The following is a 23,621-nucleotide window of genomic DNA, read 5'->3' on the forward strand; positions in this document are numbered from 1 at the left end:
TAACGCCAAAACCAGTTATTGAGGCGGTAAGTATTCGCAAAGAGCAGCAACAGTAAAAATGGTCACCCCCGAGAGAGAAAACACCACACCACCAACCCCAGACTCTTCTAATGCATATATTGAAATAGAAAATAAAATTATCGCAATACAATAAACACCATGCACAGCACCATTATTACCTGAGGCGAGATAAAGGACAGAACAAAAAGACAGTACTACACTGAGGAAGAGCACGGACAGCGTTTTAATATCCCGCCATCTCCACAGTAACCGGGGTGGTTCTTGTACTCTCTCAGGATATCCTGTTAACACAACAAGAAAGTATCTGACATCCCTGAGTCTGGCCATTTGCCTGTCCACCTCAGTGGTGTAGACAATGCTTTGCCGTTGCTGCCTGACACTTCGGAGGAACAAAAGAAGGCTTTCCTCAAAACAGTCGACTTCCAGGGCACATGGCAGACGTCCTTTAATCAGAGACGCCTGAATGTCAGAAAGCAACCCTTTGATATCGACGGGCAGAACAACCTGTCCATATGCCATCTGCGTTAACGCTTCACTGAGGTCATTAAAAACGGCCTTTATGTATTCAATATCCTTTTTTGTACTGATACCAGTCATGTAGACTCTCCGTTTGGGTGTATTTTACATTAAGGGATCCGTCCAGGAGGACAAAGATGCTTTATACCGTAGCGATCGTACTGTTTGGTTTCGCGTTCACTGCCAGGCTCAGGTTCAGATACCATCATTCTTTATTTCTGTTTCTTCAGCACACCCGCAACACTCAGGTTATTTTCGTCCTGCTTTTCAGTATTTATTTCATTTCTTTATTTTGCCACTTTTCTCCACAAAACTATTTTAATACCCCGTTATTCATTATTCTCTCAATTATATTTCCTTGCGTAGTGTTTTATATGACCTTTGCGAACCTGAGGTGCAAAGAGTCAGGGTTGCTACTAACCGCATTCAGGAACCTGAGGATAGATATTCAGCCAAAATATTTACCTGACGAAACCTCAAAGAAGGAATATGTCAGCGCACTGGTAAGACTGGTTGACAACATCGTTGTTCTTCAGGCATTACCTTTCCAGAAAATTTATTTTTCATCTCACCTGATAAGAGTGCAAGGAAAAAACTTTCTGAAGAAAGAATTCAGGAAGCGGAAAATACCCTGTTACTGCAAAGCTTACAAACTATGCTGGAGTGAAGTAGCAGTGCTGAACTTTCGCTATGGCGGTCGGACCCGCTTTTGTCTTTTCTCACACAAACTTCACGCTAACGGGGTTAAAATCGGGCGCACGGGGCACGCATTTGCTATCAAAAAAAGGAGCATCAAAAATATCAATTCAGCATCACCAGAGGAATGAAACTGTACAACGACCAGTAAATGGCTACGCAGTCTTTGGCCCGGACAGCCACGCCAGTTAAACAGACAAGATATCCCCCCAGGATGACCGAGCTTATCCGTAAGTCGCAACCGACACCTACTGCAAGGGAGAAAATAAGGTACGCTGGCAGAATAAATAATCCGGCCAGCGAATATGCAGCACGGCTTGCTTCCCACTGGCGGTACCGCCAGGTTTCCTCTGTTTTCTCCAGTCTCCGTCTGAAGGCTTTCAGTCCTGTAATCCACAGGCTGAGATCCCTGACTTCTCTTAACGATTTACCGTAAATCCGCACCTGTCGATATCGTTCTGCCCGCAGGAGACAGACCGCATACTCAGCCAGTCGCGAAGAGGGGCATTTTCTGTTTAATAGTGTCATTCGCATGGTATCGAGCACTTCCTGTACCTCCCTGGCAGCCTCCGATCGTTGCAGGATATCATCGGCAATCATCTGACTGATATTGTGTAAGTCCTGCATCAAACAATCCAGATGCTTATGCTTCATGTTCTGCCTCCGGGTTACAAAAATACGCAGTTACGTTTACGCCACATCAGGTAGCCATAGTTCTTGCGGGAGTTGGGTGGATTTTTGCCGGCCTCCCAGCGCATCACGCTGCGTCCTAGCGGATGGCACTGACCACTGTCCGGATACATGTTTACCATCTGATAGCGCCAGCGTTCTTTCGGGATGATCGGGGAGGGATATTCGTAACAGACCGCCTTGTCCTTCCCGATACTCTCCATAATTTGTCCCTGCCGGTGAAGCTTGAAGGCCATACGTTCACTGACCAGTACCGATGACTGCAGCGGGCTGGATTCATTACTGACCTGGCCGTTAAACGGGTAAAGTGAGCCGTGGCTTCCACCACACCAGAAGAGCACATCCAGCGGCATATGGAATGCACTGGCCAGCGCATCCGCAGCACAGGCGCCCTGCGCGATGGGGTTGGCAAACAGGATCGCTTCCGGATTCAGGATGGTGGTGAGGCTGCTGTCCACCCAGGTCGGGTCAATCTCGGACAGATAGGCAATATCCATGTCTCCGCCTTCCAGACAGCCTGCCGACGTGATGATGTTCAGCCAGTACGTCAGCGGGTACTTGTACCAGTGAACGTGATAGAAGGCGCCGTTCACCTGCTTATCGTCCTTTCTCGCGGTTCCCATGCCGGTCTTGCCGAGATTGATACTGAAGCCCCCCAGATTGACCATGCAACCTGGCGAACGGCTGACGTCCGTCATGGCCATCGGCTCCCAGTACCCGATGGCCAGACCGGGGCGAACAAAAAGCGGTGGCGGCGCCGGACACAGCTGCAGGGGATTACCGGGATTGCTGGTATCAGGCAGGTCGCCTTTACCAACCTGCACGCTGCCGAGCGACAGAGGGAAGATGCAGCGCCAGCACACATCGGTGATCGGGTTAACAAACCGGCCCTCACATGAGGGGTCAGCAGCCGCACTGAGGCTGTACCCCCACAACATCAGGGCACTCAGGAAAAGCGTCAGGGTTTTCACAGAAACATCCTTATTTTACAGGGAAGGTCTCAATATTCAGCCGTTCACCGGAGGGCGCCGGCGTGATCCGCGCCGGGACCGCCGTCAGGCCAAATCGCTTGCTCAGTACGCCGTTCTGGTCGAAATAGATCCGGCTGTCCAGCGCTGCGGAGGTGTCCGGGATACTGCCGCGCACCAGGATAATTTTGCTCATCAGGGTTTCCGGCACCTGACGCTTCATCCAGGCCAGCTGGTCGGCATCGTCACCATTGATGAAGTACAGGGTCTGGACAAACGGTACGGTTTTAAGCGGATTCACCACATCGCCCTTGCGGGCAAACACCCGCCCCTCATTGTCCTTCAGGTCTTCGGTCAGGCGGATGCTGGGATCAAACCAGCGCTGCTCGTATTTCTCCGCACGCTTAATGCCTTCCACCGGCGCCGGACGCTGACTGTTCTCGATAACCCGCTGCTTAAACGCATCCATCGTCTGGTCCCACTGGCCAGAGGATTGCAGCGACTGCAGACGCTGCGTGATGAGCTGCAGCATGTCCTGCTCCCGGACGGGCCATAAATCCCCCCAGGTACCGAGATCAGCCGCCTGAGTCAGCGGCGATAACAGACAGGCGGCGAGCAGACAGCCTTTCAGTCGTATCATTACCGTTCTCCTTTCATCCGGCGGGCAATGTCGTGCTGGATGTTGCGGGTCACATCGGGTGCGCCCTGAACCACGGCAGGTGAAACCAGAATGACCACATGATGCTGCTGCTGATACTCCGCCAGACTCTTCTCCAGCGCGTCGTTAAACCGATCAGAGAGCGCTTTTGACTGCGCCTCTGTCAGCTGCTTCTGGCTGACACTGTCCATAAAACTGTCGAGCGTTTTCTTCATATCAAAAGCCACCACCCGCGGCGTGGAGTACTCCAGAACCACGCGCGAGAGAAACGCGCTGGTTGCCAGGGCGAAAAGCACGAGAGCAACGATGACAGGTATCCGGCGAAAGGTATGAGAGGTCGTACTGACCGGTTGTTCGGTGTTGTTTTTCTTCACTGTTTATCCTCCATGTCATTCACCGGTATTCGGGATTCAAGCTCAGCCATTTCTTCTTTAAAGTTGCGACACGCGAGGCCGTACACCGCATCGTGGATATCGACCCCCTCTGCCCGGCGCGCTTTCATGTACTCAAAATCCGGGCCTTTTGAGGAGTACATCGCCCGGCTGAGCGGGTCGACGAACAGGCGGTGCCAGGAGCAGTTCGCTTCCACCTGCAGCATAAAAGAGGAGAACCACTGCTCTTTGGCAGAACCGAAGCCGTTAATCATGTCTTTCTCCAGCTTGCTGAACTGATCCGGGTACAGCTGGTTATACTTGGCAAATTCCTTCGCTGACTGTTTCAGAATGGCCTTGTACGAGGAGTTCCCCCAGGCAGCGCGTGCAGCGCTCGATGCGGTCGGGGAGTCGAAATCCACGATATTCTGGGTGATGGTGATATAGGCCCCGGTATGCCGGCGCGCCGTCCGGTAGCCCTTCTCGATAAAGGTCCCCACCTTTTCGTTTTTGAAGTCCAGCAGTCGCCAGCCTTCATCGATAACGTTGAGTTTTTTCAGGCTGCGCGGGGACTGGTACATCCGGTTTTCGATATAGATGATGAGCGAGAACATCACCGCGACCAGCAGGGACTGGCGCGACTCCAGCCCGCCCAGCTCAAGGACCACCATCCGGGCATCGTCGTGCAGGGACGGCTCATCAGAGTTGAAGTACTCCCCGTACAGCCCGTTCACCGTGTACTGGTCGAGCAGGATAATCATGTCATCAAGACGGCTGCGCACCCCCGGTGAGTCGGCGTATTCCTCACTGTCTTTCTCGCTCCGGAGAAAGGCCACCACATCATCGATACGCGCCTTGTTGCGCTTACTCAGCCAGGCCGCCCGGACCGCCTGCAGGAGAAGACCTTCGTGCACTTCATCCAGGTTGCCGTTGGGACTGGCCATCACCGACATCTGGTCGCGGATACGCTCGGCGGACAGGTCAAAGTTAGCGTCGTCGAGAATATTGGCGAACGGATTAAACTTCAGCGAGTCGCCGTCGAGATACACGCCGCCCATGTTTTCACACAGGGACTTGTAGCCGTCGCCCATGTCGAACACCCAGGCAAACCCGCCGGAGTCGAGCACGCTGCGAATGAGGGGCTGAATCAGACCGGTTTTGCCCGCCCCGGAGGTGCCGCAGACCGCCATGTTGAAATTGGTATTGTTCATTCCCTCGTAGAACAGGTCGATGAACGCCAGCTGGTTACGGTAGGTGGGCGCCAGGAGTCCTGCCGGCGCCAGCGGACTGTCAGCGACAATCGGCAGAAGGTTGGCCACCTGGAACGTCTCCGCCCGCTTCACCACACCTGCCGCCTGCAGCTCTTTGAACAGGCCTTCGCCGCATTTGAACGGCATCATGGCCAGAAAATTACGCAGGTGATGATAGCGGGCCGGGATAAGCTGGAAGCCACCCTTACGGTAACTGTTGAGCACCTGCTGCTCGGTAGCGAGAGAGGCCTCTGCGTTATCGGCGGTATACGTGGTGATGTTAAAGAAGTAGGACACCAGAGAGGTCTGGTTGGTCGCCAGTCGCTGGCGGATATCGCCCCACTCCTGCATTTCCTTTATCACGTTCGGAAAGTACTTCGCGTAGGAGGTTTTGCTTTTCTTCTCCACGTCCATGAACTTCAGGTTGGCTTCGTTCTGGGTCTTCACCTGGTCCTCCACCATCAGCGTCAGTGTGATGACAAAGGGGCAGGAGATGGAGAGCTCCGGGTTCAGCAGGTTGGCGTAGTTGTCCGCAGCGGTCCAGAGAAAGGCGATTTCCGGGTCACACTCCAGGTGATAGTTCGTCACCCGGGTCACGCACTCTTTCCCGTCCCGCCCCAGGCGGCCAATTTTCAGATGACCGGCAGTGACCTGCATGTCAAAGCTGTCATCCACGCACTGATAGTTCAGGTCCTGATACGGGTCCAGCTTGTACGGCACCCGGTACATCTCATGCGGATCCGGGTTAATCAGCTCCCGCATCAGTTCGACCATCCCGGCCGCATCGAGGATACGCGTCGGGATGTAAGCCCCGCCGAGCGATGCCCGTAACACTTTAATCTGATTCTCCAGCTCCACGATTTGCGTGGTGGAGTTCTTCTTCCGGGGCACGCAGCAGGAGATGTAAACGCGGTAGTTTCGCAGCGTCAGGGGCAAATCCAGATTGTCCGGCAGGGGAAATTGTGTTTCCGCCGCCCGGAGATAGTAGGCGCGGGTGATGGCATTAAACTTTTTAGCCTGTTTACCGCTCCAGCGGAATTCACGCAGACCATAGTCGATGTCATTGCCGACCAGTTTGCTGGAGACCAGATGAAAACTGACCGGGACGCCCCGGGGAAGTTTGCTGCGCAGTAAATGCTCCAGTGTGGCGACGATACTTTTATCCGCACCGGGTAAAGGACGCGCCTCAAACATAAAACCGACGGTTTTGTTATTAATAAACAGACCGGTCGCGGAATCATAATCCTTATAGGGCAGAATACGGCTGAACTGGGGGAAATTCATGCTGCCCAGCGTGTCATTGGCTTTCGCGGATTCGTCGGGCAGCTTCAGTGCTGACACCAGTGAATTCACAGCCTGGGTGACGGCATCGATAATGTTATTACTCATGCGGGCGTTCCTTTAAGAGCAATTCAAAACAACAAGGGTAATAAATGGCAAGAAGAATATTCACAGCCGCACTAGAAACTCCTTCTTATAATGGAAAACACAGGAATGAAAAACAATAAACACATGGAGGCAATAATCTGACCCGTAAAGATCGCATCCAATAACATCGCCCCTTGCCACAAACAAATAAGCAGAGTGATAAATAATAAAACCACATGAAAGAAAACAATCAGGAACAGAATGAACGCTGAGAACTCCCCATCACTAATATCCACTTCCAGGCAGAAAAAATAAAAGACACACAAACTACAGATGATAAAGACACCATCATGTCGAATACTCTGAAAGAAATCAGGAGAAAACTCCCCGACCAGTCCATTGTACGTCAGCCTGGCTCCCAGATAGATGAGCCAGTAGACTGGAGGGATAAACAAAAATCCATACTTTCTAAAAAACAGCATCATATCCATCCCCTGATTATTTGCTTATAGCGTTCAGTGCGTTAAGTTGTTTATATTTCTCGTTACATTTAGCGGCAATTTTCTTCGCATCGCGAAGGGTTAATGGTCCCGGGCTATTACGGAGTGCCGTTCGAAAATCCTCACCGGCACAGGGTATTTCATGAGAAATCATTAATAACTGTTCTTCAGTCGCTGTACCGTTATCTCTGTAATCATCGTAAACAAGATACAGCAGACCACCCAAAAAAAAGAGTGGAAAGGCCCAGTTAACAATGTTTTTAACCGCGCTCGCGACGTTTACTTTCATTTTTTATTCGCCTGGTATAATTCCCACTGATGGATATACGCATAATACCGCTCACCTGGCACATTAATGATGATGCCATCACAGTCCAGTTTATTAACAGGGCTGGTAAAAGCGCCTGTCGGTATGTTTACTTCAAGTGTATTGCAGTCGTTTTTCCAGTGTCTACCTGCTTCAAGTTCATCCATCGAAAATGAGTGAATGGAGATAACGAACATCCCGGAAAACCCAACCACCGCTATAAGAGCACAGTATATGAATGTATCGCCTCTGTTAACTCGAAGATTGAATTTTTCAGGGATGGCAACCATTGCCAGCGCACCGACCACACCAATAACAAAAAGAATCAGGCATATACCGTTAAGCCATGCAACGTTATGTCCGAGTATATAGTACGCTTTCACTTTCTTATTCCTTATGCTGCATACTTTCAAATAACGTGAGATTGTTAATACTGACCATCGGTCTTACTATTCACCTGCCCCCATCCGTTCAAAGGAATAAATCAAGACATAAAACATATAAAAGATGACTGTGGCTGTAAAAAATCCCGTTATTACTGACAGCGTCAAATCAGGAGAACCGGCCCACATGTTTTTATCCATGAATACCATGAAAGAAAATAAAGCACTGAGACCTGCAAGCCCAAACAACATTAAAATACAGGCAAGCGTATCTCTTATAAAAACACCAATAATTACATAGCCGTAACCACAGATAATGATTGCCATTGCAAAAAAAAGTCGTACAAACCCATCAAAACTTAACTGGTATTCAGCCATTTACCCACCCTCATTCAATGTTTCCATCACGCTGCTCAAAGGCTCGCGGGTTTTAATTTCAATGCACTCTCCTGTATTACCTCCGTAACCCCTTCCTCCACGTGCTTCGAGTGCCCGTAGCATTTTTATGCAAACATCTGTATTAGGCATGGGAGAAACATTCCAAATCCCACCGCCACTACTCGGCGTCATCAGCACCAGAAAAATAAATGCATGCATACTTTATTGCCTCTGTTTATATACTAACGAATGAATATCTCTTCGATTAACTCCTGTAAGGTAACCGGCTTATTCCCGCTTATCGCCTTTTCATACTCATCTGCACTGACATTTTCAATAACATCACCACACTGAAGCCGGTTTTGCGTGGGAGACAATAAACCTTTATCAATATTCTTCTCCAGCAAGCGGCAGTCATGAGTCCAGTGGTGTGCGAGCGCTTCTGGTACAGGATCATTACTGAATACAAACAGCAAGAGATATACTGAAAATACAAAAGCAAGCAGCCATTTGAATAATTCATCCATCACGTTACTTACCCTCCGTGCTAAGTTTATTAACCTCTGCCTTATCCCTGTATCTCACATCCATATACCGTGTTACGCCATCCGGACAAGACCAGCCATCTTTCGCTTTAGCCAGAAACCCTGCCTGCTGCGCTTCAAATGCGGAGATTCTGCAGTTTTTCAGCGTATAGATGATATTTTCTTTCCTGTTTATAATTTGTTTATATGTTGATTCAGGATCAAGAACTCCTGTTGCTGTAGTAATCATACTCACCATACACAGTATCACACTGAGGGTTTTACCCCACCAGGATGTGATTGCTCTCTGAAAAAAGGCAGACACGATTACGGCAGAACCAACAATCAGCATCAACATAAAAATATATGACGAATCCTCGCGCAAAAGCAGCCATAGATATTTCATTGAGTCAGTCATTTTTCAAATCCTTTCATTTTTCGTTATCGACGTTCATTTCACACGCTACCGCCCATCCCTTTCAACGCAGAGGGCACTCGTTTTAATTCAGAAATGAAAACTTACTGCAGCGCCAGTAATGGCGCCGTAAATCAATTAAGGCGAGGTTGTCCCCACTCCGATGGTTTTACGACAAAAAGAACCGTTGCCGGCTGGTGATATACATCATCTGCATCCACATACGGCGCTATCCACAATGACGTTGTCTCCTCCCCTTTTCTTAATGGCCGGGGATAGTTACCAGGAGCCGTCACCGGTGATGTATAAGTTGATACACTCACCGGCCGAACAGCTGGCGCTACAGCCACGGGCCGATATACCGGCGTACTGACTTTCCTGTTATTCGTCAGCAATCCTGACGTTACTGTATTAGTCGGTGCAGTTGTTGTTGCTCCGGGACGCATTAAATTTGGCTGTGGCGGCAACGGGTACGAATTAACTGATGTGGTTCTGAAATTACCTTCAGCCAGTTGTGGCAACCCGGCCGCAGCCGGCTTTGCATCACTGCGTTCCTCTTTCAGCTTCGCTTTTTCATTTGCCTGTTCCATCGTCATACAGGTATCCGACGTCGTGGCATTACATTGAAATTCGGTCTCTGTGCCCGCACACCCGGTTAAGAGCAAAGCGCTGCCCAGAGGAATTAACAGCATTAATTCCTTCATGATATTTCTCGCTATTTATCGGTTATTTCTTCAGGTTCATCCTGATTTGGGTATTTTCCTTAATCGCCCGAACAAATTTATCCCCTTCACCCGGACTCATTTCATCGTAAACACGCTTAATCTGGCTGACATCAGATCGGGCTAGAATCAGCCTTGAAGAACCCGAACCAGACTCTCCGACGACAACACCGTTTTTCCGTATGATCCCCCTGCGGACAGGAGTCCGACGGAAAACCACAGCGATCCCGGTAAACACCACCGCCATCAGCAGCCAGAGCCAGAGAATATTATGCGTATAGCTCTGGTCGATATATGCTGCATACCCTGCCGCATCCGTACTGACGGTGGTGCAGTCTTCCTGTAAAACCGGAGGCAGTGGTGTGTTCACCGCATCACCATTGAGTTCTTTCGGCCACGTGCAGTCCTGAATGACATATCCCTCCTGCTGCACAGACTCTACGGTTTTCACCAGCGTCTGGCCGAACGTGTACGGTCCCGTCCGGAACACCAGAACAACCAGTAACATCATCATGGCCAGCGGATACACCACCGCACACTTAACCAGCCAGTGAGCCCAGCGCAGTGCAGACAGAACAGCAGTAATGAGAGACTTAGCCATTATTTTCCCCCTGCGGCGCTGCGCCCGGAGAGAACTCCCGCGGATCAAGTTTGCCCAGCTTCTTCAGCATCTCGTCAGTATTGAATCCGTTCATACCGCCGCCTGACTGATGATGTGCATCAGCCTGCGGTGCCGGCTCCGCCTCCTGATTCTGAGCCTGCTGTTGCCCGTTCTTTTCCGCTTCCAGTTCCTCAATGGTTTTCAGCTGAAAACCATCCTGAAAGACCACGGTGACTTCATTGCCGGCACCAATCGGAATGACCGGGTGATACTGCTCGGCCCTTTTGATGTAGTACTCGCTCAGCGTCTGCGCAGCTTTAGATGCACCACCGCCGACGCCCATTTTCAGAACATCACCGGCGCCAACAGATGCGGTTGCCCCCAGGCCAACTGCCGGCTGTGAAGCCCGTTCCATGCCCTGACCAATCCCGTCAACAAAACCGGCCCCCCATGCCCAGCCGAGGATTTTTCCGTTACGCATCACCACCTCTCCCTTAACCCCGTTTTTCCCCATAAATGACACGTGGCCGTTAATGGGCTGATCGATGGTTTTATCACCTTTGATACAGCTGATATTGCGGGTCCGGACAATGGCGCGCTCACTCGATACGTCGCCCCAGGCTTCAAGCCCCACAAAACACCCTGTCAGGTCGTAGGTTTTGCTGTTTGGCATTTCCACGCGACCGGTGATACGCAGCTGCATCGGTACAGTGGATTCATTCCCGGTAACAGACGCGTTGGCATCTGCCCCCTCGATAAGCATGCTTTTTGCAAAGCTCCCCGACGGAATGTACGGCAATGACTTCGCGTTCTTTCCTTTGTCGTAACTGAACGTTTTACGCTGTATCTGGTTTGGTACCGGCACAGACTGGTAGCTGACCTGCGGCGGCGGTGTCATACCATTCCCCGGATAGAATGCCGTCGGAGGCGGTACCGCGGCGCCGGTCTGCGGCGGATAACTGGCTGGTTGCGGCTCACCTTCCGGACCGGGTGGCGGTGACGGAGGAGTCGGCGCGGGCTCGCCACCAGAGACAGCCGGTTTCACGCCCAGCGCCTTCAGCTGATTCTGCATGGCTTCATTGTCACTGCTGAGTTTGTCGATACGTATCTGGTCAGCGGTTCGCGCCTTACTCAGCAGGTCCACTTCCCCCTGCAGGGAGTCAAAACGCTTGTTGAGATCAGCAGCTGTCGCCTGCATTTCGGTGGTCGCGTGCTGCTCCACCTTACTGTTGAAGCTGCTGTCGACCACCCCGGTCATGTCCGGCGCGGGTTCGCCCTGAGCCGGGGCTTCCTCATCAGAGCTCATGTTCAGATCAGAAAGATACAGCCCGCCCCCAACGGCTGCCGCGCCGCCCGCCAGAATGAGTCCCAGCCAGATATATTGCTTACGTTTGATCAGCGTGTTGAAGTTGGCCATCAGCGCTTCACTCCTTCATCTGACGTCGTGACCCAGATCTGCATGCGACCACCGGCAGTCAGCAGGCCCGCCGGGGTACTGAACATGACGGCACGTGTTCCTGGCTGCCAGAAATCGCTTTCACGCACCATACGGGGCGACAGGGAGACGTTATCCAGACTGAAACGGACGACTTTCAGGTGGTGGCCGACCCAGACCCGGTCGGCAGTGGCGCGCAGACCAGCCGGCACCTGCAGCACTTCAGAGGTGACGGGGACAGACTGATACTCATCGGGTACGCTGCCCTGGCGCACGGCGCGATTCAGCGAAACCAGTAACGATTCATAGGGGTTCGACTCTTCCCAGGCTTTTGCCGGACCGGGAGTCCCCGCCAGCTCGCTGACCAGCTGAATTGTCCGGCCTGAGCCCGCACGGGGCACGGCACGAATGGAGAAGTTCAGCCCGCGTTCGGTTTCCACAATGAAGGTGAACGGTTTTTTACTGACGGTCGCCAGAATGGCGCCGCCGCTGTCGGTCTGCTCCTGGTTTGTCAGGCCACCGTCCAGGCTGTTTATCGCCGTGATGCGATCGCCTGGTACAGTGAACAGATTCGGGTCGGTGTTACTCACGGCAATATTTGCCTGACCGCCATTGGTCAGGGGGACCACTGTCGGCGCCAGCGTACCGCTGAGGGTCGCTGACATCGCGGGGGCGACCAACAGCAGACAGCATGAAATAAATAACGGGTTAATTTTTTTCATTATTTATTTCTCCAAAACGCGCCAGCCAGCTGACACCATCGACACGACTGAACTGAATGACATAGCTTTTAATTTCACTGTAGGGTTTGGAATCCCCAATCCACGTTTTCAGCTCACCCCGGATATCCACGCGGTTCTCTGCCGGCCAGGCACGGATCGACGTCATATAAAAGGTGGCATTAACGTTATTGTCTTTAATGCGTTTCGCATCTTCAGCCAGCTGGACCTTAAGGCTGTTCTGCGAGGCGGGTAATACATACCGGAGTAGCTGCTGATGCTGGGCATCAACAGTTTCCGGCGTGACATTCAGACGCAGGGCAATAAAGGACAGGCCCAGCTGCTCAATATAAGAGGCGTCAGCCTGGTTCTGAGACACCGCAAAGGGAGCACTGAATAACATCGGTGTCACAGCGACTTTCTGTTCTGTCTGAAGACGGTAATTATTTATGCCCTGGATAATATTGGTCGCAAGACTGAGGGTCAGGAGTGTCCCCAGACTGATAAATCCCACAGCGATAACGCGGGTGGTATTTTGTCTGGCACCATGTTCCATATGTTATTTCCCCGTTTATTTATTTAATCCACTGCCGGAAACAGGAGTCCGGAACATCATGAAAGAAACCTTTAAGAAGGGAGGTTGGCAGATACCAGTAAATCAGGTCGCGTAGCCAGGAACTGCCCCGCCCTTTTTTCAGTTTCTTGATACCCCAGAAAACCAGTGCCGCTGCAGCCATACCAAAAATGAACTTGCTGGTCCAGAAACCCCAGCCGAGACAAATCACGGCCGGGATAAGTTCATCGAGATATAAGCCAAACCAGCGGGACTGGTTAGTCAGTGTTTCCGGGAAACGGTATCGCTTTAATTCGTCTCCCGTCATCACGAGCGTCCTGTCAGTAACCGGCGACTGACATACCGATGGTGATAAAGGTGGAAATAATCGCGAAGCCGAACAGGAACTTCACGTTTTTGGTCATCATGTACATGATGCCGCCGGCGACAACTTCTGCCAGAACCACCCATTTGACGACGCTGGAAGACTTACCAAACGTGCCTTTAACGGTCGCATCCCCGGACTTCATCAGGTCGGTTGCCGTGGTGGTGGCCATCGCAGCATCCGGAAAGAACGCCGCCACAGCAGCAACCGGCAGCGCAACTTTAGCGACTTTCAGGGCTTTCTTTTTATTGAAAACGCGGGACAGAAAAGACGGTTTGGTTTCTTCAGAGACAGCAGTACGCTGAACACTTAATACAGCATTCATATTTATTTCCTTTAAAAAGAATGGTTGATATATAAAACAGATTTTTTGACTATGATGTTAAATCCTCTTCCTTTTCACCTCCTGGTACGGCTAGTTCCGAGTTATAAAAGTCCGGAAAACGTTCTAGATGATCTTTCAGTCTCAAATAAGCTTCAGCTGTTTTACTTCTTCTGCTTCTGTCTTTTGCTTTGATGAGTCGACGATTAGTTTCTTCATCTAATTTTAAAAGCACATTTTTTCCAGGCGCAGGTCGTGCGTTGCTCCTAATCGCTCTTTCCAATCGACCTCCAAAGTAAGATTACCAACTCTTAAAAAATTTTACATTGGCAAAGTAAAAAGTAAATAAATCATGGAGGAATATTGAGTAAATTATTTTCACAATTGCGCGCACTAAAAGTGCGCGCAATTAACATAACATTAACATTTACCAGATAGAATCTTAATTACATTAAAAGCAAGCTGACAATAATTAAATGTATTCAATACCAACAATCCTAAGTAATCCCTGTCACTTACAAAACAATCAGTTTTAATTTTCCTTATTAGTTTCTTCACCTTGTCTTCAGTCAATTTTGTAGAGCTACAAATTTTTGATATCGTAAACCCATATGCATACAAATTAAATACCTTCCAGAAATCTAAATCCACTTTCTTTCTCATACAAAAGATATCATCAATTTCCACAGAGGCCCGAAAATATTCGTCACCCAAAGATAAAAAATTCGTGGATTCTAAAAAAAACACCCATCGCACAAATTTAACATTATTGACTGAGATGCATTCAATTAATATTGTTAGCAAACAACCTATTGATTTAACGTTCTTAAAAACAAATGGTCCCATTCCTGATAAAGAATTCAGCTCGGCGTTAAACAAGTCTAACCGAACATTAACTGGGATAGATGAAAACCATATGTTTAATTCATTGCCATTCAGGACAGTTCTTTCAAAAGGAGGACTCAAATAAATTAACTCCCCTTGAGCATCGCGTACGAAGGATTGACTTGATGAGATTGAAAGCAAATCCTCAAGATGATTGATGATTTCCGATTGACTGTACACCATGATTTGACTACGATCCATCGCACACATAGGTGCCTCCTTAGAAGGTTTCTATGGATAGTTGGTGTAGAGAGCTCTCATCTCTCTACACCAATGTTTTTTAAATTTTAAACTACATCCCAATTATAAAACCTACACTCAACAAAATCATCTAATATGAGCAGATCTTTACACTGAATTTTAAACCATCCTTAGAATAATCACATATACAATGAATGATTTCCTGCAAACTAACACTATCAGCTTCATTATTACGTAAAATCTTAAATTACTCTCCCTCAGCATCTTCATCAGGAAAAAAATTTCGCATGGCTTCCTGAACATCCTCCTGGATATTCAGAACCATACTCTTCCATTGCCACCGTGGATCATCTTTAACATGAGGACTCAGACACTCAATACCCAGAATTTTATTCACTGAAAATTGTGTTTTCACAACACTTTCAAGTAATGCTCTGTTGAATGCCATCTGGTTGAAACCAGACTCTTTACGTTCCATCTGAGCCTCATAAACACGTAAGCCTAACTCAAGTAGCATTGTCGATATACTTGAAAAGCTGACATCCTTATCTTTAGCCCCCTCCATTCTGCGTTTTTCTACAATCGCATTAATTTTCTCACACACCTCATCACTGGGGTAGGCCTGCACTTTACCCATCTCGCTCTCCTTATTAAAATTAAAACATTTACTTATTTTTCAGATTCCAGAACAATCGAACCCCTAACAATTCAATTCATGAATCGAATCATAAACCAAGCTTTAATTTTGTAATTCATTAAGCAAATCACATCACGAATTGAATTACAAGTCAATTCATCTCAACCACCTGATTTTAATATCATGAATCGCACTCAATTTACAATTGACTTGTTTATGAATCACTAGTGAATCACCACCAATTCATATATGTATTAGCTTATATTAAATTAAATAACTTAACCCCTCATAACTCACTGTTTCCAAATACCAATCTGCAAAATTTTAATTTTGCGTAGTGTGTGGTGATTTTGTGGTGAGGAGTGCATATATGTTGAGTCTCGGTCTTGGATGGGTTAAGGTTATTCCGGGATTTGGCACGGAGGGGAATTCATGAAGGGAGTAGCGTTTGGTATCATCCTGTCTTTAATACCATTGTCATCAATGGCAGCAGACTGCTTTGATATGGCTGGCAGGGATTACAAAATTGATCCGGATCTCCTGCGTGCTATATCATGGCAAGAATCACGATTTAAAATTGATGCGATTGGGCGTAATCCTGTTACGGGTTATGGATCAGGCTTGATGCAAATTGACTCGCAGCATTTCAACGAACTGTCGCGATATGGAATAAAACCGGATCATCTTCTTAGCGATGCTTGTCTTAACATCTACACCGGAGCCTATTATCTGGCTCAGGCGTTTAAAAAGTGGGGCGTTTCGTGGGATACAGTCGGGGCATACAATGCAGGCTTCAAAAAGACCCCGCGCCAGGCAGCAAGACGTTACGAGTATGCGAAGAAGATCCATTACTACTACACGGCTATCAAAGCAAGCAAACGAACTTCTTCTAAAGATCAGAAAATCGCCATGAACTAAAAAACCTTCTGATATAAGAAGGCTTGAATTTCTTAAAAATCTACGGCATCTATACCTGGATAATAATCGGCATCACTATCAAAATGAAAAAGCAGATACCCGCCCTCCCGGTGCATTAGTATGAGATTTTTGCGTAAAAATTTTGACACCCCACCTCTTTTTAGCGCCAGAAGATGGCGTTTGAAATCATACATCCTTATAACACAACCATAAGGTGTATCATGTATCCACTCTAAGTAACTATCGCAAGTTAGATAATTGGTTGTTGATGAAAGCACCTGAAGAACTCTGATATCACCTTCTTCCATATGTGAAATACTGATACAGACAGCTTTAAATTCAAACATAAGTATTCCCACCATCAAAACGCCGGACAGCTGCCCGGCGCTTATAATTAGCCTTTAAGAGTGCGGAATTTCTCCGCAATTAACCACAATGCCTTATTGAGTTTAACATCACCATCGATTGCTTTTACTGGCCGGGTTGTTGTTCTTTTCCCTTTTTCAGTTCGGCCAGGCAAACCGCCTTTAATCAGATTTTCCTGGACCCTTTGATATGTAGTCCAGATGTCATCTTTTTTATCTTCATAACGGCGCGGATGAATTATCTGTTCAATACTGACCGGAGATTTATTTTCATCTTCATATCGGTAGGTTAATGCAGCTTGTCCAAACAGACGCTGTTCTTCCTTGGTTAAGGCAATAGACTTCATGACATCAACGCCTTCAGTTATTTTATCGAAAATTCCCAGAACTTCGTAAGCACCTTCGATAACCCTTCCCACAATATCACCTTTATGAGGTACACGAATCTCACCAAACGACGTACCGCACACAAGGCCATTTGTGCATACAAAACGGAACATACCCGGGATCATTTGATAACTGGACGATCCATCATGCGAGTTAAGAAGAATGATTTCGGGTACTTCTGTTCCTTTATTGGCCCCTTCACGGCGAAGTCTTACCATATGCTTAGTATGCCCCCGTTTATCCTCATCCCTTACTCGTGACTGACAGGCAAAAAATGGCTGGAAACCTTCTTCACGTAATTTATCCAGCAGTGTAATGGTTGGAATATAGGTATAGCGATCACTACGTGAATTATGCTTTTCTTCTGAAAACACAGAAGGTACAACCTTGACTAATTCATCGTTAGTCAGTGGGCGTTCCTGACGAATGGAATGAGTAAGTCCAAATCGGGATGCTAAACGCATTTTTTTCTCCTTAATTAGATCTGAATTTTTTAAACCATCACCCGTTGAGTTGCCGGGGCCGCGGTTTTGACTTTGTGCGGGGACCTGCTGAACCTGCCCCTGGATATAACCTTCACCCGTTTGAGAGCCGTTCGCCGCAAGGGCGTAAACGAGCACAGCCCGGTGCAGATGTCCGGGGGTGAGCGGGAAATTTTTTTCGGCCTAATGAAGCGGCAGCGGAATGGCCGGGAAAAATTTATTGCGAAAGGCCCTACCGTCCCCTGGACAGCAAGACGGGTTGTGCTTGTCTCAGCCCCGGCGAATGGACTCAAACGGGTGATACGGGTACCAGGGGAAAGGAGCAGGCACCCGCCGCAACGACGGAACGCGCGGGCGCGAAACGGCGTTGCCCCGCAGAGTGCCGGCAGTCCTTCGCCGGCACGGTGAAAGCGGCGCGACCGGGACGGTCGCAGCAAGCGCTGCCGTTGACCTTGACGTCAGACATCAGACACTAGCCGTCAGGCCCGAAACCGCTTTGCGGGTTCGGCGGAGCTTACCGCGTCTTTTCGCGGTTAGCGGAGTGTGGCTCGACGACCGGACAGCGCAGCTGGCCGGGAGCCGAAGGTGTCCAGTATGGGTGTGCTTTTAAAGCCTTTAAGGGTTAAAAAGAGACATCACAGCAGAAAGAAGAAGAGAAAGCAGGAAGACAGGGGGCAGCAAACAGGGAAAACGCGGAAAGGAAATACGGGCGGCGCGTGAGCGCGGCCCGGTTTTCCCGGCGACGCAGGCGCGCGGCCTTTTAGCGCAGTCGGGCAGGTGATCCCCTGCCCTTTCGGTTATTTACGCGGCCTCCTGTATTCCGCGCAAAAAGTCCCGCATGGCCCTGAACCGGCGAAGATCTGCCAGTCGCTTTTCAAAGGCATTCAGGTAGTAAACCGGGGTATACCTCACCCGCCGGTACTGCATCGTGAGCGTGTTGCCCGTCACCACTTCCGCCGCTATCCCCAGCAGTGACAGCTGGATGAAGGCCATATCTGCCGCTACCGGATCGATGTCAATGCAGCTGCCGAACATGTGCATTGAGGGGTTGATATCGGCTTCAAGCAGGCACTCTGCATAGGCGATCAGCATCCCGGCAGCCCCACACGCCGGATCGCTGACTGTGGCAATCCCTTCCCGGCGGATAGTGTCTCTGACACCTGGCATTAGCATCCGCGCCATCAGACACTGCACTGAATACGGGGTAAAATACTGCCCGCGAAAATTATCGCCCAGCTCCAGCTCCATAAAAATAGCGCCGAGGAAATCATGAAATTTCGCCTCCAGCGCACACACCATCAGGCAGAACATTTCCTGCATGTTCGCGATGTCGGTGGCCCCGTACCGGGCGCAGATTTTCCGGCAGTTCTCCATGCTCTCCGGCGTTCGTATCCGGGCCATATCCAGCTCGCTGGCGGCAAGCGACAGAAAATCACTGAACACTTCCCAGCGCCCCAGATGGCGGCCCGTATCCTTAAATACGCGGATAAAACGGCTCCGGCTGTACTGCTCGCTCATCATACGCTGAACCGTGGGCACCATTTCCGCGATCTGCTGCCCTGCCTGAATGACAGGGCTGTTATCAGCGGCTTCTCTGGCCATATTGAACACATCGGCAAAACTCAGTTGTGACATGAAACATTCTCCGGTAATGCCGCCCCCTTCAGGGGGCGGCGTTTTTCACATCACGCGAGGCCGAGGCCAGCGTAAACCGCGGTCATGAACTGCTGCCAGTACTCCAGCTTTAAAGCGGGAACGCGGGCTCGCTGACCACTGCGAAGGGCATTTACAAACGCGTTCGCCTGTGCGACGATTTGCGGGTCGAAATTCATGGTTTAATCTCCATGTTTATTTTGTGTATGCCGGATGCAAACTTTTGCGGGTGTCACATCCGGCGTGGAATGAGCAGGCGAAAGCCTGCTTTTTTCATTTTTCGGTCAGGTTAAATCCCTCCTTAATGCGCGTTGTGATCTGCGCATGGCTCAGGTTACACACATCCCGCAGCCGGAAATATCTGGCTCCGTAGCGGGCATAGATCTCTGTCACGTCACCGCAAACCATCTCCTGCAGCATGAACGTTTCCCACTCGCCGTTCTCACTCGTTGACCAGTTGAGCGGATACATCAGGCCCAGCGCGTCATGGAATGTGTGAACGTCGATTTCTGAGGGGGCTTTTACCGCTGCTTTCTGCAGGCTCAACCAGTATTCGCGCTCTGCTTCTGCTGTAGCCAGCATTCCCGGATGGGCTGAGGATTCGGTGAGGAGTAAGTGCATGGGGTTCTCCTTCAGGTTAAGGGTTGGCAGTACCAAACCGCCACCCGATTAGGTCATCAGTAATCAGCTGCCAGCTCGCTCATAAGGTCGGCACATTCATCATGAGCACGTTCTTCTTCCGCCAGCGTCAGCATGTAACCCCGTTGAGCCGCCGCGCCAATGAATACCGGACGATCTTTCAGCGGCAGCTTTTCCAGGTAAATCATAGCCATACTCAACAGACGGGACGCATAAATCTCGTAGTACAAACCACACCCACGACTTGCCTGTTTTTCCATACGAGCCAGCACCACATCAGCGCGGATCACATCGAAAGGGTTACGGGAATGAATGTTGCGCACAAAACAGTCAGTCCGGAGGGTTGTGCTTTCTTTGGTGGAGGGTTTTACGTTGACGTTTTGTATGCTCATCCTACTTTCTCCTCTGTCTGTTTTTCTGTCTTTTAAAACCATCACCCGTTGAGTTGCCGGGGCCGCGGTTTTGACTTTGTGCGGGGACCTGCTGAACCTGCCCCCTGGATATAACCTTCACCCGTTTGAGAGCCGTTCGCCGCAAGGGCGTAAACGAGCACGGCCCGGTGCAGATGTCCGGGGGTGAGCGGGAAATTTTTTTCGGCCTAATGAAGCGGCAGCGGAATGGCCGGGGAAAATTTATTGCGAAAGGCCCTGCCGTCCCCTGGACAGCAAGACGGGTTGTGCTTGTCTCAGCCCCGGCGAATGGACTCAAACGGGTGATACGGGTACCAGGGGAAAGGAGCAGGCACCCGCCGCAACGACGGAACGCGCGGGCGCGAAACGGCGTTGCCCCGCAGAGTGCCGGCAGCTTTATCGCCGGCACGGTGAAAGCGGCGCGACCGGGACGGTCGCAGCAAGCGCTGCCGTTGACCTTTCAGACATCAGACACTAGCCGTCAGGCCCGAAACCGCTTTGCGGGTTCGGCGGAGCTTACCGCGTCTTTTCGCGGTTAGCGGAGTGTGGCTCGACGACTGGCCAGCTTTGCTGGTCAGGAGCCGAAGGGGTCCAGTGTTGTTATGCCTTTCTTAACGTTCCAGGCGTTCGACGGTGGCCAGCAATTGCGGATAGGTCGCTGAGTAACACTTTTCGTACAGTGATTTAGCTGCGGGTATCCCTTCCAGATAATCATCCGAGTCCCGAATTTCCTGAGCCAGATATTCAATAAAGGCGGGTTCCACAACGGAGCCACTCAGCACATTAAGCAGAACCTGTGTTTCGTCGTCATCGAGAGGAAGGGCACAGGCCCGAACCAGATGCGCATAGCGATCAAAGATATTATTCAGCCTTTCAGTCACCCCTTCCCTGTGGGAGTTCAGATGTGCTCGCAGCTTAGGCGAAGGCGTGAAAGAGGGGTTGCGGGAGATCTCTTTTTTCACTGGTTATCCTCAGAATACTGGCCCGACATCATTAAGAATTTGCGCCGCTCCCTCACGAACTGTCGATACCATTTACGGGCAACACTGGCCAGATCGTCCTCAGAAGCGTCACAGTACAGCGTACTGCCCATAAACCCTCCCCCACGGCAAATCTGAGCACCTGTGTTACCAGAGTGTCCCGGGGACTCCAGGTGGACATAACCGCCACTCTCGGGTGCGTAAAAACTGAAAATTTCGCCGGTTTTACGGGATTTTATCGTGAAGTTCATGCTGGCTCTCCTTTGGCTCACCCGCGACTGCGCTTCGCCTCACTGAGTTAAGTGGAAAAATTGCTGTTCATTACACAATCAACTGTATGACAGATGTCATACATAATCAACAAAAAAAAGCCGGCTAACAATTGCGTTGATTCAGTCACTCCGGCAACATCAATAATTAACATCCACATAGCTATGGCAAATAACTGGCATGCAATTATCCTTGCGTTCATCATAGAACCACCTAATAAAGACACTGTTGCGGCCATAGCTATAATCCACATTCCAGCAAAAGCAGCAAAAATAGCTGAAATGCTGAACCCCAAAAATGTAAACACTATCGATTCACGCACGGTAAGCCCGTAAAATCCATAAAGCACTAAAATCACACAAATAAATACCACCATAAACTTCATCATAATCCCTCGCTTTCCTTTAAAATCTGCACACCCAACTTATTTCAATCTAAATTCATTAATCCATTGCCGTTTGATACATAACCCTTAAATCTCGCTGAGTTTAATATCATTTAACGGACTGTTTTACCGCTAAAATAATCAGGCCGAGCCTCCAGTTCTCTTTCGATGAGTTCATCAGCAAACAGTGGGGCGGTACGATATACTCTTTTCGCCAGATTGCGTCGGCGAGCTGCAGCTTTTTGTTCTTCACTCCAGCGACGGATCGGCTTGTCCCCACAAAAATCCAGGCACACAGCATACCCTGCCCCTGCCACCCACAAATCCATAACTGATGCTGGCGCTGGTTGTCCTTCCTCAACTTGTTCCGAAGCGAGCACCTCCACTCCTGGACACGGAGAAGGTAACTTCCAGCGCAGCGAATAGCGCCATGTCATCAATTATCCTCTGCAGATAAGTTTGTTTGGTACCAGCCAGCGCTCCCTCTCAAGGATGGCCTCTTCCGATTCCTGAACGATGAAACGGATTTCATGCATAACCTCATACAAGGGGGCATGAGCACAAAGGAGCCAGCGAAGATCCCTGAGAGATGTAAATCGCGTCTGCCAACGCCAGAAGGCCGGTTCAAGCTCACTCGCGTCAAACTCGTCGCTCCACCGGCGGTACCAGCTGTTAACCGTTTCCGGCGACTGGAAATTTAGCTCAGTGACAGCCTGCCCGAGCAAATTCTGGCGCAGTAGCCATGACTGTTCAACCTTCCGCGCTTCCCGCCGCATTTTGCGGGTGAATGCGATGTTCTGACGCTGAGTTCTCCGCTCTCCACGGGCGTGCCTCACCTCCGGGAACAGTTCAGACTGCACATCCTGCGACAATGGCAAAGGACAATACTCGCCATTGCTGGCAATCAATACATCCAGCGCTTCTTCCACCTGCTTCAGGTTTGAGAGTCGGTCCTTTGGATCACGATATAAGCCGGGAATGCGTCGCGCCACTTCGTTGTTAATGCGGCCGCTGCCCGTCAGCAGGCGCAAAAAAGTTCGCACATGTGGCATCGATGGCAGACGAGCGCCGCGCTGGCGAGCATCTTCCACAGTCATGATGGCCTGCAGTGCAGCCTGTCGAGCAGGTTGCAGGGTAACAAGGGAACGGGATGAATGGATCATTGTTCGCCCTCCTGTTTCAGGGTGTTGATGATGCTGGCAAATGAATATCCGTCCTCATCGAGGCGCGCGATAAGGGACAGCGCATGGTTAATCCGTTCCGGGTTATATCTGGCCATCGAGCAAACGACAGAGAAAGGCTGGCCTCCACGGGTAATAAAGACGATTATCCACACAGGACTGAGATCACCCGGACTGCATACTGCTACATCGAAATGGTCATGAGACGGGCTAAACCGGAGCTGGACAGGAAAGACCCCCCCAAATTCGGCCCGGTATTCCGCATTTACTGCCCAGCCATCCGGTACCGTTAAATCGCGCATGACTGCATGGCTCAGTTCACGACGAAAATCCTCACCGGCGTTACGATAGTCTTCCAGTTCTTCGGTAGACATGGTTTTCAGAACATCAAGATTCAGCACAGTTTTCATAGTATTGTCTCCCTGCTGCCGCCCCTGACGGGGCGG

The 23,621-nt window shown here is 49.9% G+C and carries 36 protein-coding genes; 1 reads left to right on the forward strand and 35 read right to left on the reverse strand.

What is annotated here, in order from left to right; translation table 11 throughout:
- Positions 1 to 15: 15 nt before the first annotated feature.
- From C2U53_RS00945 to traM, 23 genes are all read right to left on the reverse strand, one after another.
- Positions 16 to 618, reverse strand: a complete 603-nt coding sequence (locus C2U53_RS00945; protein WP_022631520.1) for a hypothetical protein — start codon at positions 616 to 618, stop codon at positions 16 to 18.
- Positions 619 to 1,338: 720 nt separating this feature from the next.
- On the reverse strand, positions 1,339 to 1,887 hold the full coding sequence (locus tag C2U53_RS00955; protein ID WP_022631518.1) for a hypothetical protein: 549 nt from the start codon (positions 1,885 to 1,887) through the stop codon (positions 1,339 to 1,341).
- Positions 1,888 to 1,901: 14 nt separating this feature from the next.
- Positions 1,902 to 2,861 (reverse strand): conjugal transfer pilus assembly protein TraU, encoded by a 960-nt coding sequence (traU, locus tag C2U53_RS00960; RefSeq protein WP_029497356.1) that lies wholly within the window; start codon positions 2,859 to 2,861, stop codon positions 1,902 to 1,904.
- 43 nt (positions 2,862 to 2,904) lie between these two features.
- Positions 2,905 to 3,531, reverse strand: coding sequence for a type-F conjugative transfer system protein TraW (traW, locus tag C2U53_RS00965; protein ID WP_020314628.1), 627 nt, complete (start codon positions 3,529 to 3,531; stop codon positions 2,905 to 2,907).
- Entirely contained in the window at positions 3,531 to 3,923 is a 393-nt protein-coding gene (trbI, locus tag C2U53_RS00970; RefSeq protein ID WP_042946321.1) for a type-F conjugative transfer system protein TrbI, read from the reverse strand. The genes traW and trbI overlap by 1 nt, the downstream gene beginning before the upstream one ends.
- Entirely contained in the window at positions 3,920 to 6,559 is a 2,640-nt protein-coding gene (gene traC, locus C2U53_RS00975) for a type IV secretion system protein TraC (protein ID WP_042946320.1), read from the reverse strand. Before traC ends, trbI begins: the two co-directional genes overlap by 4 nt.
- Before the next feature lie 71 nt (positions 6,560 to 6,630).
- On the reverse strand, positions 6,631 to 7,029 hold the full coding sequence (locus C2U53_RS00980) for a hypothetical protein (protein WP_074186017.1): 399 nt from the start codon (positions 7,027 to 7,029) through the stop codon (positions 6,631 to 6,633).
- A gap of 7 nt (positions 7,030 to 7,036) precedes the next feature.
- The gene (locus C2U53_RS00985) at positions 7,037 to 7,327 is read right to left on the reverse strand and encodes a hypothetical protein (RefSeq protein WP_023340940.1); all 291 of its coding nucleotides are present in this window, start codon (positions 7,325 to 7,327) and stop codon (positions 7,037 to 7,039) included.
- Positions 7,324 to 7,728, reverse strand: a complete 405-nt coding sequence (locus C2U53_RS00990; protein WP_042939116.1) for a hypothetical protein — start codon at positions 7,726 to 7,728, stop codon at positions 7,324 to 7,326. Before C2U53_RS00990 ends, C2U53_RS00985 begins: the two co-directional genes overlap by 4 nt.
- Positions 7,729 to 7,794: 66 nt before the next feature.
- Entirely contained in the window at positions 7,795 to 8,106 is a 312-nt protein-coding gene (locus tag C2U53_RS00995) for a hypothetical protein (RefSeq protein WP_023316403.1), read from the reverse strand.
- Positions 8,107 to 8,325: a hypothetical protein gene (locus C2U53_RS01000; protein WP_023316402.1), complete on the reverse strand. Its 219-nt coding sequence runs from the start codon at positions 8,323 to 8,325 to the stop codon at positions 8,107 to 8,109.
- Positions 8,326 to 8,348: 23 nt separating this feature from the next.
- Entirely contained in the window at positions 8,349 to 8,633 is a 285-nt protein-coding gene (locus C2U53_RS01005) for a hypothetical protein (RefSeq protein WP_023316401.1), read from the reverse strand.
- Positions 8,634 to 8,637: 4 nt separating this feature from the next.
- Positions 8,638 to 9,048, reverse strand: a complete 411-nt coding sequence (locus C2U53_RS01010) for a hypothetical protein (protein WP_020805613.1) — start codon at positions 9,046 to 9,048, stop codon at positions 8,638 to 8,640.
- A gap of 131 nt (positions 9,049 to 9,179) precedes the next feature.
- Complete coding sequence (traV, locus tag C2U53_RS01015) at positions 9,180 to 9,749, reverse strand: type IV conjugative transfer system lipoprotein TraV (RefSeq protein WP_023340942.1); 570 nt, start codon at positions 9,747 to 9,749, stop codon at positions 9,180 to 9,182.
- Positions 9,750 to 9,771: 22 nt separating this feature from the next.
- Positions 9,772 to 10,368 carry a conjugal transfer pilus-stabilizing protein TraP gene (gene traP / locus C2U53_RS01020; RefSeq protein WP_023340943.1) on the reverse strand — a complete coding sequence of 199 codons (597 nt, stop codon included), beginning with the start codon at positions 10,366 to 10,368 and terminating at the stop codon, positions 9,772 to 9,774.
- On the reverse strand, positions 10,361 to 11,785 hold the full coding sequence (gene traB / locus C2U53_RS01025) for an F-type conjugal transfer pilus assembly protein TraB (protein ID WP_042946342.1): 1,425 nt from the start codon (positions 11,783 to 11,785) through the stop codon (positions 10,361 to 10,363). Before traB ends, traP begins: the two co-directional genes overlap by 8 nt.
- Entirely contained in the window at positions 11,785 to 12,525 is a 741-nt protein-coding gene (traK, locus tag C2U53_RS01030; protein WP_032738531.1) for a type-F conjugative transfer system secretin TraK, read from the reverse strand. The genes traB and traK overlap by 1 nt, the downstream gene beginning before the upstream one ends.
- Complete coding sequence (gene traE / locus C2U53_RS01035) at positions 12,512 to 13,078, reverse strand: type IV conjugative transfer system protein TraE (RefSeq protein ID WP_020316627.1); 567 nt, start codon at positions 13,076 to 13,078, stop codon at positions 12,512 to 12,514. The genes traK and traE overlap by 14 nt, the downstream gene beginning before the upstream one ends.
- A gap of 19 nt (positions 13,079 to 13,097) precedes the next feature.
- Positions 13,098 to 13,403 (reverse strand): type IV conjugative transfer system protein TraL, encoded by a 306-nt coding sequence (traL, locus tag C2U53_RS01040; protein WP_004178059.1) that lies wholly within the window; start codon positions 13,401 to 13,403, stop codon positions 13,098 to 13,100.
- Positions 13,404 to 13,416: 13 nt separating this feature from the next.
- Positions 13,417 to 13,785 carry a type IV conjugative transfer system pilin TraA gene (traA, locus tag C2U53_RS01045; RefSeq protein WP_042946346.1) on the reverse strand — a complete coding sequence of 123 codons (369 nt, stop codon included), beginning with the start codon at positions 13,783 to 13,785 and terminating at the stop codon, positions 13,417 to 13,419.
- A gap of 49 nt (positions 13,786 to 13,834) precedes the next feature.
- On the reverse strand, positions 13,835 to 14,017 hold the full coding sequence (locus tag C2U53_RS01050) for a TraY domain-containing protein (protein ID WP_049192503.1): 183 nt from the start codon (positions 14,015 to 14,017) through the stop codon (positions 13,835 to 13,837).
- A gap of 185 nt (positions 14,018 to 14,202) precedes the next feature.
- Positions 14,203 to 14,877, reverse strand: coding sequence for a hypothetical protein (locus C2U53_RS01055; protein WP_004197737.1), 675 nt, complete (start codon positions 14,875 to 14,877; stop codon positions 14,203 to 14,205).
- 238 nt (positions 14,878 to 15,115) lie between these two features.
- Positions 15,116 to 15,505 (reverse strand): conjugal transfer relaxosome DNA-binding protein TraM, encoded by a 390-nt coding sequence (traM, locus tag C2U53_RS01060; protein ID WP_004197733.1) that lies wholly within the window; start codon positions 15,503 to 15,505, stop codon positions 15,116 to 15,118.
- Positions 15,506 to 15,937: 432 nt separating this feature from the next.
- On the opposite strand from traM, the gene C2U53_RS01065 reads away from it, so the two are divergent.
- On the forward strand, positions 15,938 to 16,423 hold the full coding sequence (locus C2U53_RS01065; protein ID WP_022631514.1) for a transglycosylase SLT domain-containing protein: 486 nt from the start codon (positions 15,938 to 15,940) through the stop codon (positions 16,421 to 16,423).
- Between the two features lie 32 nt (positions 16,424 to 16,455).
- Here C2U53_RS01065 and C2U53_RS01070 read toward each other — a convergent pair whose 3' ends face one another.
- The 12 genes from C2U53_RS01070 to psiB all read right to left on the reverse strand — a co-directional run bounded on the left by C2U53_RS01070 (position 16,456) and on the right by psiB (position 23,585).
- Entirely contained in the window at positions 16,456 to 16,785 is a 330-nt protein-coding gene (locus C2U53_RS01070; protein ID WP_011977736.1) for a DUF5983 family protein, read from the reverse strand.
- A gap of 32 nt (positions 16,786 to 16,817) precedes the next feature.
- A complete protein-coding gene (locus C2U53_RS01075; protein WP_004152492.1) occupies positions 16,818 to 17,639 on the reverse strand; it encodes a DUF932 domain-containing protein in 822 nt (273 codons plus the stop codon).
- Between the two features lie 819 nt (positions 17,640 to 18,458).
- On the reverse strand, positions 18,459 to 19,292 hold the full coding sequence (locus C2U53_RS01085) for an N-6 DNA methylase (protein WP_004152751.1): 834 nt from the start codon (positions 19,290 to 19,292) through the stop codon (positions 18,459 to 18,461).
- Positions 19,293 to 19,342: 50 nt separating this feature from the next.
- Positions 19,343 to 19,489 carry a hypothetical protein gene (locus C2U53_RS01090; RefSeq protein ID WP_004152750.1) on the reverse strand — a complete coding sequence of 49 codons (147 nt, stop codon included), beginning with the start codon at positions 19,487 to 19,489 and terminating at the stop codon, positions 19,343 to 19,345.
- 94 nt (positions 19,490 to 19,583) lie between these two features.
- Positions 19,584 to 19,931: a hypothetical protein gene (locus C2U53_RS01095; protein ID WP_004152749.1), complete on the reverse strand. Its 348-nt coding sequence runs from the start codon at positions 19,929 to 19,931 to the stop codon at positions 19,584 to 19,586.
- A gap of 56 nt (positions 19,932 to 19,987) precedes the next feature.
- The gene (locus C2U53_RS01100; RefSeq protein WP_004152748.1) at positions 19,988 to 20,341 is read right to left on the reverse strand and encodes a hypothetical protein; all 354 of its coding nucleotides are present in this window, start codon (positions 20,339 to 20,341) and stop codon (positions 19,988 to 19,990) included.
- A 629-nt stretch (positions 20,342 to 20,970) separates the two neighbouring features.
- Positions 20,971 to 21,321 carry a hypothetical protein gene (locus C2U53_RS01115; protein ID WP_004153414.1) on the reverse strand — a complete coding sequence of 117 codons (351 nt, stop codon included), beginning with the start codon at positions 21,319 to 21,321 and terminating at the stop codon, positions 20,971 to 20,973.
- Entirely contained in the window at positions 21,318 to 21,590 is a 273-nt protein-coding gene (locus C2U53_RS01120) for a hypothetical protein (protein WP_004152661.1), read from the reverse strand. Before C2U53_RS01120 ends, C2U53_RS01115 begins: the two co-directional genes overlap by 4 nt.
- Before the next feature lie 47 nt (positions 21,591 to 21,637).
- A complete protein-coding gene (locus C2U53_RS01125) occupies positions 21,638 to 21,997 on the reverse strand; it encodes a hypothetical protein (RefSeq protein WP_022631513.1) in 360 nt (119 codons plus the stop codon).
- 110 nt (positions 21,998 to 22,107) lie between these two features.
- Positions 22,108 to 22,431 (reverse strand): hypothetical protein, encoded by a 324-nt coding sequence (locus C2U53_RS01130; protein WP_004199367.1) that lies wholly within the window; start codon positions 22,429 to 22,431, stop codon positions 22,108 to 22,110.
- A 3-nt stretch (positions 22,432 to 22,434) separates the two neighbouring features.
- Positions 22,435 to 23,157, reverse strand: coding sequence for a plasmid SOS inhibition protein A (locus tag C2U53_RS01135; RefSeq protein WP_022631512.1), 723 nt, complete (start codon positions 23,155 to 23,157; stop codon positions 22,435 to 22,437).
- On the reverse strand, positions 23,154 to 23,585 hold the full coding sequence (psiB, locus tag C2U53_RS01140) for a conjugation system SOS inhibitor PsiB (protein WP_040217767.1): 432 nt from the start codon (positions 23,583 to 23,585) through the stop codon (positions 23,154 to 23,156). The genes C2U53_RS01135 and psiB overlap by 4 nt, the downstream gene beginning before the upstream one ends.
- Positions 23,586 to 23,621 lie beyond the last annotated feature (36 nt).

The organism is Citrobacter sp. CFNIH10, assembly GCF_002934585.1.
GTDB classification, from domain to species: Bacteria; Pseudomonadota; Gammaproteobacteria; order Enterobacterales; family Enterobacteriaceae; genus Citrobacter_A; species Citrobacter_A amalonaticus.

What these genes read in the sequence shown, in the direction of transcription:
- C2U53_RS01055 (WP_004197737.1), bottom strand. Translation starts at nt 14,877, where the DNA reads ATGTGTGCGATGGATCGTAGTCAAATCATGGTGTACAGTCAATCGGAA.
- C2U53_RS00995 (WP_023316403.1), bottom strand. Translation starts at nt 8,106, where the DNA reads ATGGCTGAATACCAGTTAAGTTTTGATGGGTTTGTACGACTTTTTTTT.
- traE (WP_020316627.1), bottom strand. Translation starts at nt 13,078, where the DNA reads ATGGAACATGGTGCCAGACAAAATACCACCCGCGTTATCGCTGTGGGA.
- C2U53_RS01065 (WP_022631514.1), top strand. Translation starts at nt 15,938, where the DNA reads ATGAAGGGAGTAGCGTTTGGTATCATCCTGTCTTTAATACCATTGTCA.
- C2U53_RS01120 (WP_004152661.1), bottom strand. Translation starts at nt 21,590, where the DNA reads ATGAACTTCACGATAAAATCCCGTAAAACCGGCGAAATTTTCAGTTTT.
- traU (WP_029497356.1), bottom strand. Translation starts at nt 2,861, where the DNA reads ATGTTGTGGGGGTACAGCCTCAGTGCGGCTGCTGACCCCTCATGTGAG.
- traV (WP_023340942.1), bottom strand. Translation starts at nt 9,749, where the DNA reads ATGAAGGAATTAATGCTGTTAATTCCTCTGGGCAGCGCTTTGCTCTTA.
- C2U53_RS01090 (WP_004152750.1), bottom strand. Translation starts at nt 19,489, where the DNA reads ATGAATTTCGACCCGCAAATCGTCGCACAGGCGAACGCGTTTGTAAAT.
- traC (WP_042946320.1), bottom strand. Translation starts at nt 6,559, where the DNA reads ATGAGTAATAACATTATCGATGCCGTCACCCAGGCTGTGAATTCACTG.
- C2U53_RS01075 (WP_004152492.1), bottom strand. Translation starts at nt 17,639, where the DNA reads ATGCGTTTAGCATCCCGATTTGGACTTACTCATTCCATTCGTCAGGAA.
- psiB (WP_040217767.1), bottom strand. Translation starts at nt 23,585, where the DNA reads ATGAAAACTGTGCTGAATCTTGATGTTCTGAAAACCATGTCTACCGAA.
- C2U53_RS01130 (WP_004199367.1), bottom strand. Translation starts at nt 22,431, where the DNA reads ATGACATGGCGCTATTCGCTGCGCTGGAAGTTACCTTCTCCGTGTCCA.
- traB (WP_042946342.1), bottom strand. Translation starts at nt 11,785, where the DNA reads ATGGCCAACTTCAACACGCTGATCAAACGTAAGCAATATATCTGGCTG.
- traA (WP_042946346.1), bottom strand. Translation starts at nt 13,785, where the DNA reads ATGAATGCTGTATTAAGTGTTCAGCGTACTGCTGTCTCTGAAGAAACC.
- C2U53_RS00985 (WP_023340940.1), bottom strand. Translation starts at nt 7,327, where the DNA reads ATGAAAGTAAACGTCGCGAGCGCGGTTAAAAACATTGTTAACTGGGCC.
- C2U53_RS01100 (WP_004152748.1), bottom strand. Translation starts at nt 20,341, where the DNA reads ATGAGCATACAAAACGTCAACGTAAAACCCTCCACCAAAGAAAGCACA.
- C2U53_RS01070 (WP_011977736.1), bottom strand. Translation starts at nt 16,785, where the DNA reads ATGGTGGGAATACTTATGTTTGAATTTAAAGCTGTCTGTATCAGTATT.
- C2U53_RS01000 (WP_023316402.1), bottom strand. Translation starts at nt 8,325, where the DNA reads ATGCATGCATTTATTTTTCTGGTGCTGATGACGCCGAGTAGTGGCGGT.
- C2U53_RS00945 (WP_022631520.1), bottom strand. Translation starts at nt 618, where the DNA reads ATGACTGGTATCAGTACAAAAAAGGATATTGAATACATAAAGGCCGTT.
- traP (WP_023340943.1), bottom strand. Translation starts at nt 10,368, where the DNA reads ATGGCTAAGTCTCTCATTACTGCTGTTCTGTCTGCACTGCGCTGGGCT.
- C2U53_RS01135 (WP_022631512.1), bottom strand. Translation starts at nt 23,157, where the DNA reads ATGATCCATTCATCCCGTTCCCTTGTTACCCTGCAACCTGCTCGACAG.
- traL (WP_004178059.1), bottom strand. Translation starts at nt 13,403, where the DNA reads ATGACGGGAGACGAATTAAAGCGATACCGTTTCCCGGAAACACTGACT.
- traK (WP_032738531.1), bottom strand. Translation starts at nt 12,525, where the DNA reads ATGAAAAAAATTAACCCGTTATTTATTTCATGCTGTCTGCTGTTGGTC.
- C2U53_RS01005 (WP_023316401.1), bottom strand. Translation starts at nt 8,633, where the DNA reads ATGGATGAATTATTCAAATGGCTGCTTGCTTTTGTATTTTCAGTATAT.
- traW (WP_020314628.1), bottom strand. Translation starts at nt 3,531, where the DNA reads ATGATACGACTGAAAGGCTGTCTGCTCGCCGCCTGTCTGTTATCGCCG.
- C2U53_RS00980 (WP_074186017.1), bottom strand. Translation starts at nt 7,029, where the DNA reads ATGGATATGATGCTGTTTTTTAGAAAGTATGGATTTTTGTTTATCCCT.
- traM (WP_004197733.1), bottom strand. Translation starts at nt 15,505, where the DNA reads ATGGGTAAAGTGCAGGCCTACCCCAGTGATGAGGTGTGTGAGAAAATT.
- C2U53_RS00955 (WP_022631518.1), bottom strand. Translation starts at nt 1,887, where the DNA reads ATGAAGCATAAGCATCTGGATTGTTTGATGCAGGACTTACACAATATC.
- C2U53_RS01125 (WP_022631513.1), bottom strand. Translation starts at nt 21,997, where the DNA reads ATGATGAAGTTTATGGTGGTATTTATTTGTGTGATTTTAGTGCTTTAT.
- C2U53_RS01010 (WP_020805613.1), bottom strand. Translation starts at nt 9,048, where the DNA reads ATGACTGACTCAATGAAATATCTATGGCTGCTTTTGCGCGAGGATTCG.
- C2U53_RS01085 (WP_004152751.1), bottom strand. Translation starts at nt 19,292, where the DNA reads ATGTCACAACTGAGTTTTGCCGATGTGTTCAATATGGCCAGAGAAGCC.
- C2U53_RS01095 (WP_004152749.1), bottom strand. Translation starts at nt 19,931, where the DNA reads ATGCACTTACTCCTCACCGAATCCTCAGCCCATCCGGGAATGCTGGCT.